We start from the raw sequence: 17,843 nt of genomic DNA, 5'->3' as shown, positions 1-17,843 counted from the left end.
GTTAGAATTTATAAATTAATAAGGATACAATAAGTCCTAAGGCAATGGCAAAAGCCATAATTAAGACATTGACTCCACGCGTGATTCCGTTTAACGTATTTCCGTCGATTAAATCCGAAAAGGCATTAATCATAGGAACGCCGGGAATTAAAAACAAAACCGAAGTAGAAAAAGCATGAATATAAGTTTCTGTTGGGTTTAAATAAAAATAGAATCCTGCCACCAATGATGCGGTAGCCGAGGCAAAAAAGATAGACAAGTAGAAATTAAATTTTAATTTCATGGCTTCCTGTCTCACGAATAACCCGCAGAAGGAGGCTACAAAAGCTACTGCCACTTCTATGGCGCCTCCGCCAAAAAGCCTGCAAAAAGAAGCGCCTGCTAAAGCCACGAGTAATAATACTAAATACCTTGGATACAACGGTTTTTTATTCAATACCGCTAATTCCTGATTGATGCGCTCCACGGTCCATTTTTCGAGGACAATTTGCCAACTCATAATACTGATATCCGAAATCAAATTGAAATTCAGGTGCATATTGGGCACCCACTTTACACTGGTAAAGACTTTGTTTTTATGCTGATAGGTTAGCGTAATCATCAGCGCGTGATTGGTAATCAGCAAATCCGAATCGCATCCGAAAGCGCCTGCAATCCTGCTTATGGTTACTTTAATCCGTTCGGTATTGGCGCCTGAAACCATGAGGAGCGAGCCAATTTCAAGGAGCATTTCTCCCAGTTCGTACTTATTGGGTTTATTACTTACTTCCATATAAAAGGTGTAAAATTTATCGCTCAAATTTAACCATTTCTACCTACATTTTTGAATTATAAAAAGGGTAGTTTTGGAATGTTACTAACTCAATCGATGTAATTTTTGAGGCTTTTTGATCCCTTTCCTTTTACACTTTTAAACTCGTATTTTCTATTCCCGAAAACGCTTCAAGTCCTGTTTTTGTTGGAATAAAAAAAACGCCAATCTTTCGATTAGCGTCTTTAGTATTGAAACGCCCTAGCCCTGATGGAAACGGCATCCTTTTGTGCTGGAGTTCAGCACAAAAGATACAGTGTACAGCAGGAAACAGCTCCTATAAATTTAAATTTACTCCTAAAACAATGTTTCTTCCCATGTTTGGAATGCCATCGGTTTTGAGGCGGGAAAGGTGTGCGGTGTAGTTCTTGTCGAATAGATTATTCCCGTTCAAATTGATATCGAAAGCGGTTTTGCCTACGGTCAATTTGCCTCCAAAACCAAGATTCACCAAGGTATAACCATTCGATTGGGTTTCGAAACCACTTACGTTATTTTGGTTGAAAGTCGAGGAAACACTCAGCGTGGCAAAGCCATCTTGAAGCCAGTTTTTGATATTAAATTCAGTTCGAATGGTGTTGTTCCAGTTATTTGCGGGAATCAAAGGCAGGTAATCGCCATTTTGTTTCTTGCCGGTTACGGTTTCAAAACTGGTTTCGTAATGCAACCAATCTAAAGGATGCGGGTGAAAATGCAGTCCTATTTCACCGCCGTACAACTTGGCATTGTCCTGAATGTAATTGAAAACTGCGTTGGCATCTATTATTTCCCCCGTTGGCGAGGTGTAAATATAATGGTTGATGTGGTTGTAAAAACCATTGGCAAAAAACTCTAAATGACTGGTTTTGTATTCCAGATTTAAGTCGGTTTGTACGTTTTGCTCGGTTTTGAGGTTGCTGTTTCCCACTTCATATCGGTTGGTTCCTTCATGAACACCGTTTGAAGTCAATTCGGCAAGATTGGGCGCTCTAAAACCGGACGCGAGATTGAGTCGCAATGTCAAATCGTTAGCCAGATTGGTTTTGTAACCCAAAGACGCGTTGAAACTGTCAAAAGATGTATCGATGGCTTCAAAAGAGCCTTCTTCGCCTGCAATTCCTTGGGCTTCGGTAGTTATTTTTCGATTGTCAAAACGCAAACCAGCTTGCAACACATTTGACTTCCACTCGTAATTTGCCGTTCCAAAAACGCCAAAATCATTGGTAACCGCATCCGGAATTAAATATTCTTCTCCAGAATTAGTATTGGTTTGGCGCATGCCTTGAATCCCAAAAATAGATTCGAGTTTTCCCATTTTTGGCAAATAGTATTTTGCGTCGTAATTGAACGTTTTCAGTTTCATGTGCAAAATAGCTGTTGGACTGTCTTCAAACTCGCTTCGGTCATTGGCAATGTAGCCCAAATCGACATCCAGTTTTGATTTTTCAAAAAAGAAAACGGTGTTAAGACTTAACAAATGATTGAAAACGCCTTGTTTTGGATACATCGTTTCTTTGCTTGCCGTTTGTGCTGCAATACCTTCCTCCGGAATTCCCAAGTCTAATTTGTTGTAATTGTAGCGCAACACACTCGAAAATGCAGCATTGCTGTACCCAATCCCTGATTTGAAATCGGTTTCATTGTAACGGGTATTGGTCACTCGGTCGCCAGAAGCAATTCTATAATCAGAATGAGTGTTGTAGCTTCCTCGGGCTAAGAATTTCCAGTTATCTGTAGCTGTTTTTAATCCCAAAGACGTGTTACTGCCTTGCGTATTAGCGAAGTATTTTTGACTAAAATTGGCTTTAAACGTATTGGCATCGGCAAATTTTTCGGGGTTAAAATACAAAACGCCACCCAACGCATCTGAGCCGTACAATAACGAAGCCGGTCCCTTGATGACCTCAACGCTTTCTATTCCGGCATCGTTCAACCCCAATCCGTGTTCGTCGCCAAACTGCTGATTTTCCATTCGGATTCCTTGCGAATAAACTAAAACACGATTACCGCTCAATCCGCGAATTACCGGTTTCCCAATAGAAGTTCCCGTAGAAACCTGGGAAACTCCCGGAATGGTTGCCAATCCTTCGATTAAAGTGGCCGTTCCTTTTCGCTGTAAGTTTTTGATGCTTTCGTGTTCGACTTTCATCACGTTTTGCGATTGCAGTTTGTTGAAAGCGGTAGAAACAATAACTTCATCCATTTCGAAAATCGTTTCTTCGAGGATTACAGTTATATTATTCTCTTTTTGAAACGGATTTATGGTTTTGTACTGCGTTGTAAATCCGGGAAAAACAAAGGATATTTTTAAACTGCCATTGGGCAAATTAGACAAGGTGAACTTTCCTTTTTCGTCTGTTGTCGTCCCTTTATGAAGTTCAGATGCGTAAACCGAAACGCCTTTGATGGGCTGATTTTTCAGATCGGTTACGGTTCCAGAAATGGTATTTTGCGCTTGAAGCATGGCCGAAAAACCTAAAAATAAGGCTATAATAAATTTTTTCATTGAAAATGATAGTATGGTTTCTGAGCTCAACACTCTCCAAAAGAAAGCGAGCCGAGACCAGAATTATTTAGTAAATAAAGTAGAAATGAAAAATGCTGAAATAAATTCAGCTTACACTATTTACAGGTGGTCCGCGATGGGAATATAAGCTTCCGGAAAACGAAAGAACCGCTTCCGTGGCCTTGAAGAAATAAGGAATTTCTTGGTGTACCGCATATAATTGATAGGAGAAATCTTTGGGAGAAACGTAAACGCCGGCTGTAAATTCGCATAGTAAACAGTGATCGAAACCTTTGTGTTGGTGCGTTAATTCAGCTCTGTTGGAATTATGTTTGTGGTAACAAACCTTTTCGGAAATTTTCTTTTCCAGATGCTCATAGCCATGAAAGGACTGAAACACTATGGAGAACAAAAGTGCAGTCGCAAAGAAAAGATTTAGAATGAGCTGTTTCTTTTTCATGAGTTGCAAAGGTAGCAAAACATTGTGTTTCGATTGAAAAAATTTTTAAACCTATAAGAAATTATAGTTGTTGTAAAATCTTATTCAAACGTATTACTTTCAAAAAAACATATATTCTCTATGGGATTCAAAAAGAAAAAACACCTGTTCTGACAAATTATAATTTGTCAAAACAGGTGTTTTTAGATTTGAACTAAAAATTAAGTCTTACACCAATTTTGCAGCGATAAGATATTCCGCAATTTGGATGGTATTTGTTGCTGCTCCTTTTCTCAAGTTATCAGCTACAATCCACATATTCAATGTATTTGCCTGGCTTTCGTCACGACGAATTCTACCTACAAAAACATCATTTTTACCTTCAGCATATCTTGGCATTGGGTAAGTAAATGTGTCTAAATTGTCTTGAACCACGATTCCGTCAGTATGATGCAAAATGTTTCTTACTTCATTTACGTCAAAATCATTAGTGAATTCAATATTAACCGCTTCACTATGTCCACCTACAACAGGTACACGAACCGCAGTTGCTGTTACGGCAATACTGTCATCGCTTAATATTTTTTTGGTTTCGTTCACCAATTTCATTTCTTCTTTGGTGTACCCATTCTCTTCAAAACTGTCACATTGTGGAATACAGTTTCTGTTGATTTTATATTTATAAACCATTTCACCTTCAATACCGGCACATTCATTTTCGAATTGTTGTACTGCTTTTACTCCAGTTCCAGTGATGGATTGGTAAGTCGAAACGATCACACGTTTGATGTTGTATTTTTTATGCAAAGGTGCCAAAGCCAATACCATTTGAATCGTAGAACAGTTTGGATTTGCAATGATTTTATCTGCTGCTGTCAATTCGCCTGCATTGATTTCAGGAACTACTAATTTTTTAGTAGGATCCATTCTCCAAGCTGAGGAATTATCAATAACGGTTGTGCCTGCAGCTGCAAATTTTGGCGCCCATTCTAATGAAGTTCCACCACCTGCAGAAAACAAAGCAATATCCGCTTTCATATCTACAGCAGTTTGCATACCGACTACTTTATATTTTTTTCCATTGAATTCTATTTCTTTTCCAACTGATTTTTCAGAAGCAACCGGAATCAATTCGGTTACCGGAAAATTTCTTTCTGCTAATACTTTCAACATTATTTCGCCAACCATTCCGGTAGCGCCTACTACTGCTATTCTCATCGTATATTTTTTATTATTGACTTTCAATTTTGAAGTACAAAAGTAAGTAATATTCAAATTAAAACAAGTGTGTTCACAAAAAATAACAAAATGTTATATTTATAACATTTGATTATAAAATTAGAAAAACAGCAAAGAAAAACCGCCTCATTTAAGAAGCGGTTAAGTCCTGAAATTAATTCAGGTTAAATTAGAATATATAAATGTAGCGGTATTATTTTTTCAACAAATCTCTAATTTGAGTAAGCAATTCTTCTTGCGTAGGTCCAGCCGGTGGCGCAGGTGCCGCAACAACTTCTTGTTTTTTTCTTGCTTTTTCGGCAGCTCTTAAAACAATAAAAATGAAGAATGAAATAATAACAAAATTAATGATGGCTTGCACCAAATTTCCATACGTGATTACGGCAGCACCAGCCGTTTTGGCAGCAGCTAAATTGTCGTAACTGTTTCCGTCAAGTGTGATGAATTTCTGTGTAAAATCGATTCCTCCGGTTATTAACCCAACTATTGGCATAATAACATCATCAACGGCAGAACCGACAATTTTACCAAATGCACCGCCAATAACTACGGCAGTCGCTAAACTTAATACGTCACCTTTCATTAAAGATGCTTTAAAATCACTGAAAAACCCCATAATTTTTTATGTTTTTAATTAATACTAAAACGAATTTATAAAAAAACAGTCAAATTTTTTAATTTATCAGTAAAAATCATTCTCTGTAAAACACTCTTTTTACGCGTTGCGATATACTGGTCAGGATTTCATACGGAATGGTATGTAAGGCTTTCGCCAAATCATTTACGGTTGGATTTTTGCCAAAAATGATTACCTGATCGCCTTCTTTACATGGAATTTCGGTAACATCAACCATTAACATATCCATGCAGACACTGCCTACAATGGTTGCTTTTTGATTGTTGACCATGACAAAACCTACTCCATTTCCCCAATGTCTCGAAATTCCATCGGCATATCCTATTGGAATTGTTGCAATTTTGGTTGTTCTTTCGGCTACAAATCGTCGGCCGTAGCCCACACTTTCTCCTGCAGAAATGGTTCTGATTTGCGAAATCACCGATTTGAGTGTCCCAACATTCTCTAATTGTTTTTGTTCTTCGGCGTCATTAGAAACACCGTAAAGTCCTATTCCTAAACGAACCATATCGTATTGCGCCTCTGTAAAATTACTGATTCCCGATGTATTCAAAATATGACGAATGGGTTGTATTTGCAATTCCTGAATTAATTTTGAAGATAATTTTTCGAACAAATCAAGCTGTGACAAAGCAAATTCCAGGTGCGCAGGATCATCACTGGTAGCCATGTGCGACAAAACACTTTTCACGGCAACGGTTTGATTGCCTTTTAAAACGGCTATTAAATCATCGAGCGTATTGGCTTCAAAACCCAAACGGTGCATGCCTGTATCTAGTTTTATATGAATGGGAAAGTGTTTTAAATTCTTTTGTTCCGCTATTTTTAAAAAAGCGTGCAGTCCTTTTAAACTATAAATTTCGGGTTCTAACTGATTTTGAATAATCGCTGCGAAACTTGTCGTTTCCGGATTCAAAACCATAATTGGCAACTTGATTCCGGCATTTTTCAACGAAATTCCTTCATCGGCGAAAGCCACTCCTAAATAATCGACTTTGTGATGTTCTAATAATTTGGCGATTTCAAACCCACCGTTTCCATAGCCAAAAGCCTTTACCATCACCATCATTTTGGTTGTGGGTTTCAATTTCGATTTAAAGAAATTAAAATTATGACTAATCGCATTCAGATTAATTTCTAAAACGGTTTCATGTGTTTTTTCGGCTAAAGCGGCGACGATTTGTTCAAATTGAAACGTTCTGGCCCCTTTGATTAAAATCGTTTCGTTTCCAAAATTCAAACTGTCAATCGCTGCCAAAAAAGCATCGGTATCCGGAAAGGTTACGCAATTGATAAATTTATTTTTGAATTCAGAAATAGTCGCTCCAATCCCAATAACACGGTTGATTTTATTAGACGTGATAAGCTGCGACACTTTTGAATACAACTCTTCATTAGACAATCCACTCTGAAAAATATCCGAAAGAATCACTGTTTTCTTTGGGTATTGCTTTTGACTTTCTAAAAAATCCAATGCAATTTTCAGCGATTGGAAATCGGAACTGTAACTGTCGTCAATTAAACTGCAATTGTTGATTCCGTTTTTGACTTTCAAGCGCATTTCAACCGGGTATAACAATTCCATTCGGTGTTCAATGGTTTGTTGGTCGTAGCCAAAATACAGCAACAACATCATACAATGAATCGCATTTTCTATGGAAGCATCGTCTTGAAAAGGGATTTTAATTTCAAAATTATCAGCTTTATATCGAATGCCTAAAACTGTTTTGTCCAGAACTGCTTTTTTGGTAATCAACACATCTGCCGCTTCGTCTTTACAACTCCAGGAAAACGTTTTTAATTTTGGATTCAGGAAAGCGTCAATCGTTTTGTTTTTGTGGTAAATGAGGATTTCAGCTTCTTGAAAAAGCAGTAATTTTTCTTTTATTTTTTCTCCAATATTTGGAAATCCTTCATCATGAGCCGTCCCAATATTTGTCAGAATTCCAATCGTTGGTTTAATGATTCGCTCTAAATTTTCCATCTCTGAAAAAGTTGAAATTCCCGCTTCAAAAATACCCAGATTATGTTGCTCATTGATGGCCAGCACCGACAAGGGAACACCCACTTGTGAGTTATAACTTTTGGGACTTCGGATGATGTTATAATCCGGACTCAACAAAAAGTTAAGCCATTCTTTTACTATCGTTTTGCCGTTACTTCCCGTTAATCCTATAATTGGAAAATCAAAAAGACTGCGGTAATACGCCGCCAATTGTTGTAAGGCTGTCGTGGTGTTTTTGACTACCAGAAAAGTAGCTTTACCGGCGCAGTTTTCCGGAATGTGGGTGACTACAAAATGCTGTACGCCTTTTGCTATTAAATCTTCAAGGTACAAATGGGCGTCGTTATTGGGTCCGACCAAAGCAAAAAACAAGGTTTGTGGACCATTTTGTAACGAACGACTGTCGATAGAAATAGTTTCGATATCCTGAGCAGCAGTTCCTGAAAGTTCCGCTTGAATCTGATTCGAAATGGTGTATATGTTTAATTTCATTTTATAGCTTCCGTTTGGCGTAAGGTAAGGATTATCCCGTTGGAGAAAAACCTCATCAAAAATAACACTTCTTTTCAAAAGGAGGTCTTTATGAACACACAATTTATTGTTAGAAACGCATTTAAAAAAAGAAAACTTTAGTAAAAACTCCCTCGAATTTAGCCTACCCTTTTGGCTTAATTCTATATATTTGTTGAAGGTAATTGACATTAAAAACACTTGAAAAAAATTCTGCCACTCTTTTCGTATCTCTTTCATCCGATATTCATTTCGGTGTATGCGGCTTTGCTTTACTTTTTTTTTAACGGGGAATTCTTTTCGACTAAGGAGCAATTATTTGTGCTGTTGCAAATAACTATTGTGACTGTCTGCCTTCCGGTTTTGTTTTTATTTCTATTGCGCTCTTTAAAAAAATTAGATTCTTTGATGGCTTTTGAGGTTTCGCAACGCAAGATTCCGCTGATACTGCAATGTTTTTTGATTATTATTTTAGTTCGAAAAAACATTACAATTGACCGGTATTTTGAGCTGCATTTTTTCTTTTTGGGAGCACTTATGAGTACTTTATTGGCGCTTATATTGGTGTTTGTCAAAGTAAAAGCCAGCTTGCACCTGCTCGCCATGAGTTCGCTGACTGTATTTGCTATTGGGTTGAGCATTTACCATCAAACGGGGAGTCTTGTTACTATTGCTTTTTTGGTGCTGATGAATGGCTTTGTCGCTTCTTCGCGTTTAGAACTGAATGCGCATACGCCAAAAGAACTTGTGATTGGTTTTTTGTTGGGCAGTATTCCGCAGTTGCTTTTGTTGATTTTGTGGTTATAAAATATAAAAAATCACTCCTACATTGAGGGCTTTCATTTGAAGCGCTTCGTCTCCCACTTTTCCTGATTTAAAAAGAGAATTCAAACCATAATACGCATAAACATTGAGCGTATTGTATCCTGAGGAAATGTATGCTCCGTAAGTTAATTTATTGAAATCTTTGTTGCCTGTAAGGACCACTTTGCCTTCGTTATCGGTGAAAACGGATTTGTCATACACGGAATAACTGAATTTAAATCCTCCGTAAATGCGTAAAAATTTATGACTTTCGAATGTTGATGTTCGCCATCTGAATTCGATTGGGACCTCTATTTGCAGTTGGGAAAACTTGTTTTTGCTGTACACTGCCGTACTGTTTAAAATAGTATATACCGGCGTGTTGTCTTGCAGGGTAACCGCAATATTCTGGTTGTAATTGTTGTAGGTCAGTCCGATTCCGGGGGCGATGGCGAAGGTTCTTTTTTTGTTGATGGGCATATCTCTTAAAAAACCTGCTGAAAAGCCCGTAGAGAATTTACTCTTCGAGAAACCCACCGGCGTGTCGCGCAACATATTATAAGTAAAGGCAAAATAAAACTGATCTTCTCGATATAAGGAATCTACTTTTACTATTGCAGGCGTTTCGGTGGTTGTATTTTGTTGTGAAAAAACATTCCAAGCGGATACAAGAAGAAAGCATGTCAGAACTATTCGTATTTTCATTTTTTGTTTTTTTAGCGCGTAAACCGATTTGATTTTAACTGTAATTGGTACTACTATTATGCTTTATGGTCTACAAATATACCATTTTGAACGTTTTGGATGCACATTGAAAACAAATAATACTAATACGATAACGCTTATAAAAAGACTTTAATTGCGTTTCCTTTTGTCTAAAATCAATCTATTGATTCTTATGTCTTTAATTATTTTGTTGAAAATTGGGGTTTAAGAAATTAAAAATAATATTTTTACTTTGATAAAGCATCAAAATACATACAAACACTCTTTTAAAAACCGACATAAAATGCAAATTGGAATTATAGGATTAGGAAAAATGGGCTTTAACCTTGCCCTGAATTTAAAACGAAACCATTATGAAGTAGTCGCACAAGATGTGAATACCGACTTCGTCAAAAAAATGAGTGAGGAAGGTATTACTACCGCGAATACTGCAGCCGAATTATGTCAAAAACTAAATGGTCGAAAAGTGATTTGGTTGATGGTTCCTGCCGGAGAAATTGTAGATGCCGTAATCACATCTTTACTTCCTTTTTTAACCAAAAAAGATATTATTATTGATGGCGGAAACTCTAATTACAAAGAATCCAAACGCCGATATGCCCAACTCAAAGAACTTGATATTGACTTTTTAGATTGCGGCACTTCGGGTGGCACTTCGGGGGCTTTGCATGGCGCTTGTACGATGATTGGCGGAGATCCCGATGTTTTTGAATATGTGGCAGCAGTTTTTAAAGCGATTTCTGTTGAAAACGGACATCTTTATACCGGAGCAGCCGGAAGCGGACATTTTACTAAAATGGTTCACAACGGAATTGAATATGGCATGATGCAATCTATCGCTGAAGGATTTGAAGTGTTTGAACATTCTGAGTTTGATATTGATTTTGAAAAAACAGCTAAATTGTTCAATCACGGTTCTGTGGTTCGCAGTTGGCTGATGGAATTAACCGAAAATGCTTTTTCCAAAGATCCTCATTTAGACAGCATCAAAGGCATTATGCACTCGTCCGGGGAAGGGAAATGGACTCTTGAAACCGCTTTGGATTTAGGCGTACCCACTCCTGTAATTGCCCTTTCGATTATGATGCGTTACCGCTCTCAAATGCAGGATACTTTTTCCGGAAAAGTAGTAGCGGCGCTTCGGAATGAGTTTGGCGGACATGCCGTAGAGAAAAATGAATAGTAGTTTTTCACTGCTGTGAAGCGTTTAAATAATCTCGACTGCGCTCGATTTGACACCATTATCTGATTTTTAATTTATCCCATTCCTGCTGATGTCTCTATTGATTTTAATTGCGAGCATTCTTTTGTTACTTGTTTTAATAGCCGGAGCAAAACTCAATGCTTTTATTTCGTTAATCATTGCTTCTTTTTTTGTTGGCCTTGCCAAAGGAATGCTTTTTCCTTACCTCATCAATTCACTACAACAGGGAATTGGGAGCACGCTGGGTTCCTTGCTATTGATTGTTGCTTTTGGAGTTATACTCGGCAATCTTCTTTCAGATAGTGGGGCGGCACAACGCATCAGTTCAGTAATGATTCGGTCTTTTGGTATTAAAAATATTAAATGGGCGATGGTCATTACAGGCTTTGCCGTAGGGATATCGATGTTTTATAATGCGGGATTTATTATCTTGATTCCAATGGTTTTTGCGGTTGCCAAAAGCACGAAACAACCCATTATTTATCTGGGAATTGCGATGGCTTCTGCCCTATCGATTACGCATGGTTTTTTGCCACCCCATCCCGGACCTACTGCTATTGCTGTGATTTTTAAAGCTGATATTGGCAAAACCTTACTCTACGGATTTTTGATTGCCATTCCGGCTTTAGTGGTTTCGGGGATTGTTTTTCCGGAATTCATCAAGAAAATAAATGCCAATCCACCCAAAGGGTTATTTGAAAGTAAAACATTTGCCGAAGACGAAATGCCTTCCTTTGGTATCAGTTTTCTAACCGCTTTGATTCCTGTTTTGCTGATGGCATTAGCCACACTCAGTGAATTGACATTAGCGGAAACTTCCTCCTTGCGGCAGATGCTTGGGTTTATAGGAAACCCGACCACTTCTATGCTTATCGCCGTTTTGTTTGCCCTTGTTTTTTTAGGAATTAAGCGGGGTCAAAAAATGCAGACCCTTATGGATCAATCGGGAACTGCTCTGGGTTCGGTTACTATGATTGTGCTGATTATTGCCGCTGGCGGTGCCTTCAAACAAGTCCTTATTGACAGCGGAATCGGGAGTGATTTGGCTGTTTTTTTTGAAGCCTCTACCCTTTCTCCACTCGTATTGGGTTGGCTTATTGCCACTATTATTCGGATTGCTTTGGGGTCTGCGACTGTTGCGGGATTAACGGCTGCTGGAATCGTACAACCGCTGGTGGTCAGCTCCGGAATCAGTCCTGAATTGATGGTGCTTTCTATTGGGGCAGGAAGTTTAATGTGTTCTCATGTGAATGATACCGGTTTTTGGATGTTTAAAGAATACTTTGGCATCAGCCTGAAAGACACTTTTAAAACGTGGACTGTGATGGAAACTATTATTGGTGTTATGGGATTAATTGGCGTTTTGGTATTGAATGTATTTATTGGATAAAAGATGAAAAAGAGCTACATCGGGATTGACATTGGCACTACGGCAACAAAGGCGGTTTGTTTTGACAGCGGCGGAAAAGTCCTGCGCCAATTGACGAAAAATTATCCTATGTATCATCCGGAACCCAACTGGAGTGTGCAGAAACCGGGAGAAATTTTATCGGCAGTTTTAGATTGTATTGCGGAAATTACGAGCGGTATTCAACCGGAATTCATCAGTTTTAGTTCGGCGATGCAAAGCATTATGGCGATTGACGCTACCGGAAACCCGCTCACTGATGCTGTTTTATGGGCTGATAATCGCGCTTGTGCTTTAGCTGAAACCCTGAAGAATTCAGCAGCAGGTCGTTCGTTTTATCAAAAGACCGGGATTCCTATTCATCCTTTTTCACCGATGACTAAAATGGATTGGTTCAAAAAGAACGATGCGGTGCTGTGGGCAAAGACTTTTAAATTCATTAGTATCAAAGAATATATTTGGCATCATCTGACGGGAGAATATGTGATTGATTCTTCGATGGCATCGGGGACTGGATTGATGAACATTCATACCTTAGCCTGGGACCGTACGATTTTAAATTATTTGGAACTGGAACAGCAACACCTTTCAGTTATTGTTTCACCAACGCACCAAAGCCAAGGACTTGCAGATGGTTTTCGTTATATCATTGGGGGCGGTGACGGTGCTTTGGCCAATCTAGGCACGGGCGCTATGGCAGAAGGGCGAATGGCATTATCGATTGGGACCAGTGGCGCAGTGCGTTTGCCGGTTTCTGCACCTTATATCGATTTGGAAATGCGGACGCAATGTTATCATGTATTAGACCAACACTATCTAAAATTGGGCGCGGTTAACAATGGCGCTATTGTGTTGCAATGGTTGAAAGAATCTATTTTGAAAACAGACGCATCGTTTGAAACTCTTTTTGAACAAGCCCAAACTGTTCCTGCCGGTTCGGATGGTTTATTATTTGTTCCTTATTTATTGGGCGAAAGAGCTCCCATTTGGGATGCTTCGGCGCAAGGTAGTTTGTTGGGGATTCAGATTAATCATACTCAAGCGCATTTGATTCGGGCTACTTTAGAAGGTATTGTATTGGGGTTGTTTAGTGTCACGGAAATTCTTCTTCCTGATGTTGAGAGCAGAAGCCCAATTACGATTATGGCGAGTGGCGGATTTGGAAAAAGTGACCTTTGGTTGCAAATGGTGGCTGATATTTTCCAGATGAAAGTTGCGGTAGCCGAAACAGTTGAAGCCTCGGCTTGGGGAGCAGTATTGATTGGATTTAAAGCCCTCGGTATTGAACATGCGACAGCAGATACGCCCGAAAAATTCTTCTTCCCCAATGAAAATCATCGATTGGTGTATGAGCACCAATTTGAAAAATTCAAACGGGTTTATCCTTTGTTGAAAACCTTATCCTTATAATGTATCGTAAAAGCGGTGCCAACGGTTCTGTCTTTGTGCGTATCATAATGTGCATGGCAATATCGTGAATGCGCATGGCAATATCCTAAATGTGCATAGGAGAATCGCAAATGCGCATGGCAATATCGTGAATGCGCATAGGAGAATCGTAAATGTGCATGGCAATATCCTAAATGTGCATAGGAGAATCGCAAATGCGCATGGCAATATCGTGAATGTGCATAGGAGAATCGTAAATGTGCATGGCAATATCCTAAATGCGCATGGCAATATCCTAAATGTGCATACGAGAATCGTGAAATGCATGCGAATATCGTGAATTGCATACGAGAATCGCGAAATGCATGCGAGAATCGTGAAATGCATACGAGTATCGCGAAATGCATACGAGAATCGTGAATTGCATACGAATATCGTGAAATGCATACGAGAATCGTGAATTGCATGCGAGAATCGTGAAATGCATACGAGTATCGTGAAATGCATGCGAGAATCGTGAAATGCATACGAGAATCTTAACTAAAGGCTCGAGAATCGTAAGTACAGGCAGGAGTATCGCAACTGCAGGCACAAGAATCGTGATGACAGGTAGGAGAATCGCAACTGCAGGCTCGAGAATCGTGATGACAGGCAGGAGAATCGTGACTGCAGGCAGGAGTATCGCAACTGCAGGCACAAGAATCGTGATGACAGGTAGGAGAATCGCAACTGCAGGCACAAGAATCGTGGTTGTGGGTTAGTGTACCCAATGAACTAACGCTCGTATGTACGAAAAGTTCTCGAAGAATTAAAGCCTATTAGATGATTTGTAGGAAAAAATGAATATATTTGAAAATCAATAAAGTCTGATGTCTATCAGACCTATCTACCCAAATAAGGGGTGATATGTCTGACTTTGTCAGACCTATAAACTAGTTAGCTGTAACCTTATAACAGAATCTGATAAAAATGGATATTGACCAAATAATAGACAAAATACATCCACTTTCTTCGTCAGCTAAACTTATGCTCAAAAAAAATGTTGAAGAAGTAAATTTTCCCAAACATAGCATTATCATACGAGCTGACAAGATTGAAAAAAATATCTATTTTATCAAAATAGGAATAGCTCGGACATTTTCTATTATAGACGATGACGAAATTACCTTTTCTTTTGGAAAAGAAGGTGATACAATAGCTTCTTTGAAAAGCTATATAGCCAATCAAAAAGGATATGAAAGCATCGAGCTATTAGAAGATTGTGTTCTTTATAAACTTAACACGGAAAACCTTAAAAATCTATTTAATGAGAATATTGAAATTGCAAATTGGGGTAGAAAGTTCGCAGAAAATGAACTCATAAAAGCAGAAGAAAGACTTATTTCCCGACAACTCGGAACTGCTACTGAACGATATATTGAACTTTTAAAAAACTATCCAGACTTGATTCAAAGAGTTCAACTAGGGTACATCGCTTCATATTTAGGCATAACACAAGTAAGTTTAAGCCGTATTAGAACAAATATAAAATAAGATTCATTTTTTATCATTTGTATAATTTTTCCTCAGACCATATTCAGAACTTTGTCCAAAATTTAGAAAAAATGAATATAACAATAAGAAAATCTGTAGAAAAAGACAGTGAAAAAATTTGGAACATAATGAAAGAATTGGCTGTTTTTGAAAAATACATTGACAGTTTTGCTATAACTCCTGAAATAGTAAAAGAGAGTGGCTTTCGAAAGGATTCACCAGACTTCTATTGTATTGTTGCTGAATACAACGAGCAAATTACGGGAATTCTCGTTTATTATTTTCTACCTTATACAGCACAAAACCGACCAGCAATTTATATGAAAGAACTATATGTTGATGAAAATTATAGAGGTCATAAAATTGGCGAAAAATTAATGTTAGCGCTAAAAGAAGAAGCAATAAAAAATAATTGCGAACAAATAAAATGGACTGTTGCACCCTGGAACGAAGGAGGCAAAAAATTTTATGAAAAATTGGGAGCCAAAGAAAACAACGATTGGCTTAATTATGAATGGAATTTAAAACATAACGCCTAAAAAAATTTAAAATGAAACCCATAACAATTATAAAAGTAACAATAAGTGATATTAACGAATTACAAAAAATTGGGTTGCAAACTTTTAAGGAAACATTTGCAGATTCAAATTCCGAGGAAAACATGAAATCCTATCTCAAAGAAGGTTTCTCAGTTGAAAAATTAACCACAGAACTAAACAATGAAAATTCCGAGTTTTACTTTGCGAAGATTGATAATGAAGTAATAGGCTATTTAAAAGTCAATTTTGGAGAATCGCAAACCGAATTGAAAGACAATAAAGCACTTGAAATTGAGAGAATCTATGTTTCAAAAGAATTTCATGGAAAAAGCATTGGTCAATTACTTTATAGTAAAGCAATCGAAGTTGCTAAACATAAAGGTTCTGAATATGCTTGGTTGGGTGTTTGGGAAGAAAATCCAAGAGCAATCCGGTTTTATGAAAAAAATGGTTTTGTTGCATTTGACAAACACATTTTTAAATTGGGAGACGATGAACAAACAGACATAATGATGAAACTGAAACTAAATTAAAAGGCTACAGCTAACAGCTACTACAACGGATTTGGGCAATTGGTTTAATGGAAAGATGGTTTTGTATTTGGCATGATTTTGCAAATCCGAAAATAGGGCTTAATTTAGTCCCAAACCCGCTGTAGTAGCAGAACGTTATCAGCAAGGCTAAAACCAAAAATATGGACATTGAAGAAGACCAAAAAGTATTTGAAGATAAGATAAAAGAAATCTTTTTTTATTCATCAAGATATGGTGTTTATACAATGTTCAAAGGAAAAACTCCATCTGTAGAATTTGATCCAAAAGAACTTAATAGACTTTGTTTTGAAGGTTTTAAAATTGCCCAAATCAAAATAATTGAAGAACTCAAATTATTGCAAGTAAAATCCAAAAATTACTTTGAAGAAATAAAACAAGCAAAAAGAGAACGTAATAAAGAAGCTGAAAATAATCTAACAAAACAGACAACTATTTTAGATTATCAATCTGATATTTATAGAAATTTAGCTGATACAATCGCTTGGCAGATGTTAAATGGTCAACATTATTTATACAGAAGACTTTACACATATGAAACAGGCAATAAAGACTTACTTGATAAATCTTTTGAATTTGTAATTCAATTTGCTGACGAAATAAATTCTAATCCAGATGCCTTTTGTTTAATTTGTGACATTACGAATAATATCCAATTAGGTGACTGCTTAATCACGGATAAAGATGGAATAAAAATATCAGAAATAAAATCTGGTGAAACTAATTTTAAGGCACTTGATGTCATCAAAGAAAAAGAATTAAAAGAGGAAAACTTTAAGGAAGAAGAATTAGTAGAAGAGTTTGATGAAAAATTTATTAAGCAATTAAAACGGATGCTTAATCAAAATGCAAAAACGGAAAGAGCATCAAAAATAATTAAAGATAATAAAGGTAAAGACCCAAAATATAATGACACAACAGTTCATATTGTTGAAAATGATTTTGAAATAGAAACTTATCTTTCTATAATCACAAATTTAATTAAAAAATTAGATGAAAAAGATTGGGCTTATGATTGCATTGAGGGAATTGTTCATCTTGGAGTCTATAAAAATGACTGGAGAATGCACGGACAATTTACTATGAAATCATTATGCAAAGCTTTTCCTTTCTATGATTTAATGACTGGTAGAGGAGTTACAATTTGTGAGCCTATTTTCTTAAAACCGATAATTGACGAAAATATAATTGATTTAGTTTTAGGGAGGATAAAAATTTATATTGGAATTGATTATGATAAACTTATTGAATTCTCTAACGAACTTGGAGTAAAAGCATCGTGGTCAAGTTCCAAAGAATTACATAAATATTTAGACAATTCAAAATACAATCCAAAGGAAATATTTTCCTTTAAAAACAAAGGAATTAAAATCGAAATTGATGGTAGAGAAGCATTTTTAGGACAAGGCTTCTTTTCAAAAATACTTTTTGATAATATATTACCTTCAACTATGTTAATGAAATATCAGAATACTATTAAAAATATAAATTTTGAAAAAGATAACGGCGAAAAGCCCAGCTGATAACACTTGCTACAAGAGATTTGGGCATTTGGCTTAATTT

General features: G+C 37.1%; 17 protein-coding genes. 8 read left to right on the top strand and 9 right to left on the bottom strand.

Annotated features, from left to right (window positions below):
* Position 1: 1 nt before the first annotated feature.
* The 6 genes from O6P34_RS05960 to O6P34_RS05935 all read right to left on the bottom strand — a co-directional run bounded on the left by O6P34_RS05960 (position 2) and on the right by O6P34_RS05935 (position 8,108).
* A complete protein-coding gene (locus O6P34_RS05960) occupies positions 2-799 on the bottom strand; it encodes a threonine/serine exporter family protein (RefSeq protein ID WP_269686413.1) in 798 nt (265 codons plus the stop codon).
* 289 nt (positions 800-1,088) lie between these two features.
* Positions 1,089-3,296, bottom strand: a complete 2,208-nt coding sequence (locus tag O6P34_RS05955; RefSeq protein WP_269686412.1) for a TonB-dependent receptor — start codon at positions 3,294-3,296, stop codon at positions 1,089-1,091.
* A gap of 106 nt (positions 3,297-3,402) precedes the next feature.
* Positions 3,403-3,756, bottom strand: a complete 354-nt coding sequence (locus tag O6P34_RS05950; protein ID WP_281324533.1) for a hypothetical protein — start codon at positions 3,754-3,756, stop codon at positions 3,403-3,405.
* A 207-nt stretch (positions 3,757-3,963) separates the two neighbouring features.
* Entirely contained in the window at positions 3,964-4,953 is a 990-nt protein-coding gene (locus O6P34_RS05945) for an aspartate-semialdehyde dehydrogenase (protein ID WP_269686410.1), read from the bottom strand.
* Positions 4,954-5,167: 214 nt separating this feature from the next.
* Positions 5,168-5,590 carry a large conductance mechanosensitive channel protein MscL gene (mscL, locus tag O6P34_RS05940; RefSeq protein WP_269686409.1) on the bottom strand — a complete coding sequence of 141 codons (423 nt, stop codon included), beginning with the start codon at positions 5,588-5,590 and terminating at the stop codon, positions 5,168-5,170.
* A gap of 76 nt (positions 5,591-5,666) precedes the next feature.
* A complete protein-coding gene (locus O6P34_RS05935) occupies positions 5,667-8,108 on the bottom strand; it encodes a bifunctional UDP-N-acetylmuramoyl-tripeptide:D-alanyl-D-alanine ligase/alanine racemase (RefSeq protein WP_269686734.1) in 2,442 nt (813 codons plus the stop codon).
* A gap of 219 nt (positions 8,109-8,327) precedes the next feature.
* On the opposite strand from O6P34_RS05935, the gene O6P34_RS05930 reads away from it, so the two are divergent.
* Entirely contained in the window at positions 8,328-8,933 is a 606-nt protein-coding gene (locus tag O6P34_RS05930; RefSeq protein ID WP_269686408.1) for a hypothetical protein, read from the top strand.
* On the opposite strand, the gene O6P34_RS05925 is transcribed toward O6P34_RS05930, so the two are convergent.
* Complete coding sequence (locus O6P34_RS05925; protein WP_269686407.1) at positions 8,928-9,635, bottom strand: porin family protein; 708 nt, start codon at positions 9,633-9,635, stop codon at positions 8,928-8,930. The genes O6P34_RS05930 and O6P34_RS05925 overlap by 6 nt on opposite strands.
* 304 nt (positions 9,636-9,939) lie before the next feature.
* Here O6P34_RS05925 and gnd point away from each other — a divergent pair, with 304 nt between their 5' ends.
* The 3 genes from gnd (at position 9,940) to O6P34_RS05910 (ending at position 13,678) form a co-directional block, all read left to right on the top strand.
* Positions 9,940-10,839 (top strand): phosphogluconate dehydrogenase (NAD(+)-dependent, decarboxylating), encoded by a 900-nt coding sequence (gnd, locus tag O6P34_RS05920; RefSeq protein WP_269686406.1) that lies wholly within the window; start codon positions 9,940-9,942, stop codon positions 10,837-10,839.
* Positions 10,840-10,930: 91 nt separating this feature from the next.
* Positions 10,931-12,250 carry a gluconate:H+ symporter gene (locus tag O6P34_RS05915; protein ID WP_269686405.1) on the top strand — a complete coding sequence of 440 codons (1,320 nt, stop codon included), beginning with the start codon at positions 10,931-10,933 and terminating at the stop codon, positions 12,248-12,250.
* 3 nt (positions 12,251-12,253) lie between these two features.
* Positions 12,254-13,678, top strand: a complete 1,425-nt coding sequence (locus O6P34_RS05910; protein ID WP_269686404.1) for a gluconokinase — start codon at positions 12,254-12,256, stop codon at positions 13,676-13,678.
* On the opposite strand, the gene O6P34_RS05905 is transcribed toward O6P34_RS05910, so the two are convergent.
* A complete protein-coding gene (locus tag O6P34_RS05905; protein WP_281324532.1) occupies positions 13,648-14,004 on the bottom strand; it encodes a hypothetical protein in 357 nt (118 codons plus the stop codon). The two genes, O6P34_RS05910 and O6P34_RS05905, sit on opposite strands and share 31 nt — an antisense overlap.
* A gap of 189 nt (positions 14,005-14,193) precedes the next feature.
* Positions 14,194-14,427, bottom strand: a complete 234-nt coding sequence (locus O6P34_RS05900; RefSeq protein ID WP_269686402.1) for a hypothetical protein — start codon at positions 14,425-14,427, stop codon at positions 14,194-14,196.
* Positions 14,428-14,626: 199 nt separating this feature from the next.
* On the opposite strand from O6P34_RS05900, the gene O6P34_RS05895 reads away from it, so the two are divergent.
* The 4 genes from O6P34_RS05895 (at position 14,627) to O6P34_RS05880 (ending at position 17,803) form a co-directional block, all read left to right on the top strand.
* Positions 14,627-15,190: a Crp/Fnr family transcriptional regulator gene (locus O6P34_RS05895; RefSeq protein WP_269686401.1), complete on the top strand. Its 564-nt coding sequence runs from the start codon at positions 14,627-14,629 to the stop codon at positions 15,188-15,190.
* A gap of 71 nt (positions 15,191-15,261) precedes the next feature.
* Positions 15,262-15,729: a GNAT family N-acetyltransferase gene (locus tag O6P34_RS05890; protein ID WP_269686400.1), complete on the top strand. Its 468-nt coding sequence runs from the start codon at positions 15,262-15,264 to the stop codon at positions 15,727-15,729.
* Positions 15,730-15,740: 11 nt separating this feature from the next.
* Complete coding sequence (locus O6P34_RS05885; protein WP_269686399.1) at positions 15,741-16,262, top strand: GNAT family N-acetyltransferase; 522 nt, start codon at positions 15,741-15,743, stop codon at positions 16,260-16,262.
* 161 nt (positions 16,263-16,423) lie between these two features.
* Positions 16,424-17,803 carry a hypothetical protein gene (locus O6P34_RS05880; RefSeq protein WP_269686398.1) on the top strand — a complete coding sequence of 460 codons (1,380 nt, stop codon included), beginning with the start codon at positions 16,424-16,426 and terminating at the stop codon, positions 17,801-17,803.
* Positions 17,804-17,843 lie beyond the last annotated feature (40 nt).

Source organism: Flavobacterium lacustre (assembly GCF_027474525.2).
Lineage (GTDB): Bacteria > Bacteroidota > Bacteroidia > Flavobacteriales > Flavobacteriaceae > Flavobacterium > Flavobacterium lacustre.
Note: the sequence above shows the minus strand (reverse complement) of the source record. Positions and strands in the feature narration are given on the sequence as shown.

Excerpts from the sequence above, each read along its gene's own strand:
- O6P34_RS05925 (WP_269686407.1), bottom strand. The coding sequence starts at position 9,635 with ATGAAAATACGAATAGTTCTGACATGCTTTCTTCTTGTATCCGCTTGG.
- O6P34_RS05885 (WP_269686399.1), top strand. The coding sequence starts at position 15,741 with ATGAAACCCATAACAATTATAAAAGTAACAATAAGTGATATTAACGAA.
- O6P34_RS05880 (WP_269686398.1), top strand. The coding sequence starts at position 16,424 with ATGGACATTGAAGAAGACCAAAAAGTATTTGAAGATAAGATAAAAGAA.
- O6P34_RS05905 (WP_281324532.1), bottom strand. The coding sequence starts at position 14,004 with ATGCAATTCACGATATTCGCATGCATTTCACGATTCTCGTATGCACAT.
- O6P34_RS05910 (WP_269686404.1), top strand. The coding sequence starts at position 12,254 with ATGAAAAAGAGCTACATCGGGATTGACATTGGCACTACGGCAACAAAG.
- O6P34_RS05950 (WP_281324533.1), bottom strand. The coding sequence starts at position 3,756 with ATGAAAAAGAAACAGCTCATTCTAAATCTTTTCTTTGCGACTGCACTT.
- O6P34_RS05895 (WP_269686401.1), top strand. The coding sequence starts at position 14,627 with ATGGATATTGACCAAATAATAGACAAAATACATCCACTTTCTTCGTCA.
- O6P34_RS05945 (WP_269686410.1), bottom strand. The coding sequence starts at position 4,953 with ATGAGAATAGCAGTAGTAGGCGCTACCGGAATGGTTGGCGAAATAATG.
- O6P34_RS05935 (WP_269686734.1), bottom strand. The coding sequence starts at position 8,108 with ATGAAATTAAACATATACACCATTTCGAATCAGATTCAAGCGGAACTT.
- O6P34_RS05955 (WP_269686412.1), bottom strand. The coding sequence starts at position 3,296 with ATGAAAAAATTTATTATAGCCTTATTTTTAGGTTTTTCGGCCATGCTT.
- O6P34_RS05915 (WP_269686405.1), top strand. The coding sequence starts at position 10,931 with ATGTCTCTATTGATTTTAATTGCGAGCATTCTTTTGTTACTTGTTTTA.
- gnd (WP_269686406.1), top strand. The coding sequence starts at position 9,940 with ATGCAAATTGGAATTATAGGATTAGGAAAAATGGGCTTTAACCTTGCC.
- O6P34_RS05890 (WP_269686400.1), top strand. The coding sequence starts at position 15,262 with ATGAATATAACAATAAGAAAATCTGTAGAAAAAGACAGTGAAAAAATT.
- mscL (WP_269686409.1), bottom strand. The coding sequence starts at position 5,590 with ATGGGGTTTTTCAGTGATTTTAAAGCATCTTTAATGAAAGGTGACGTA.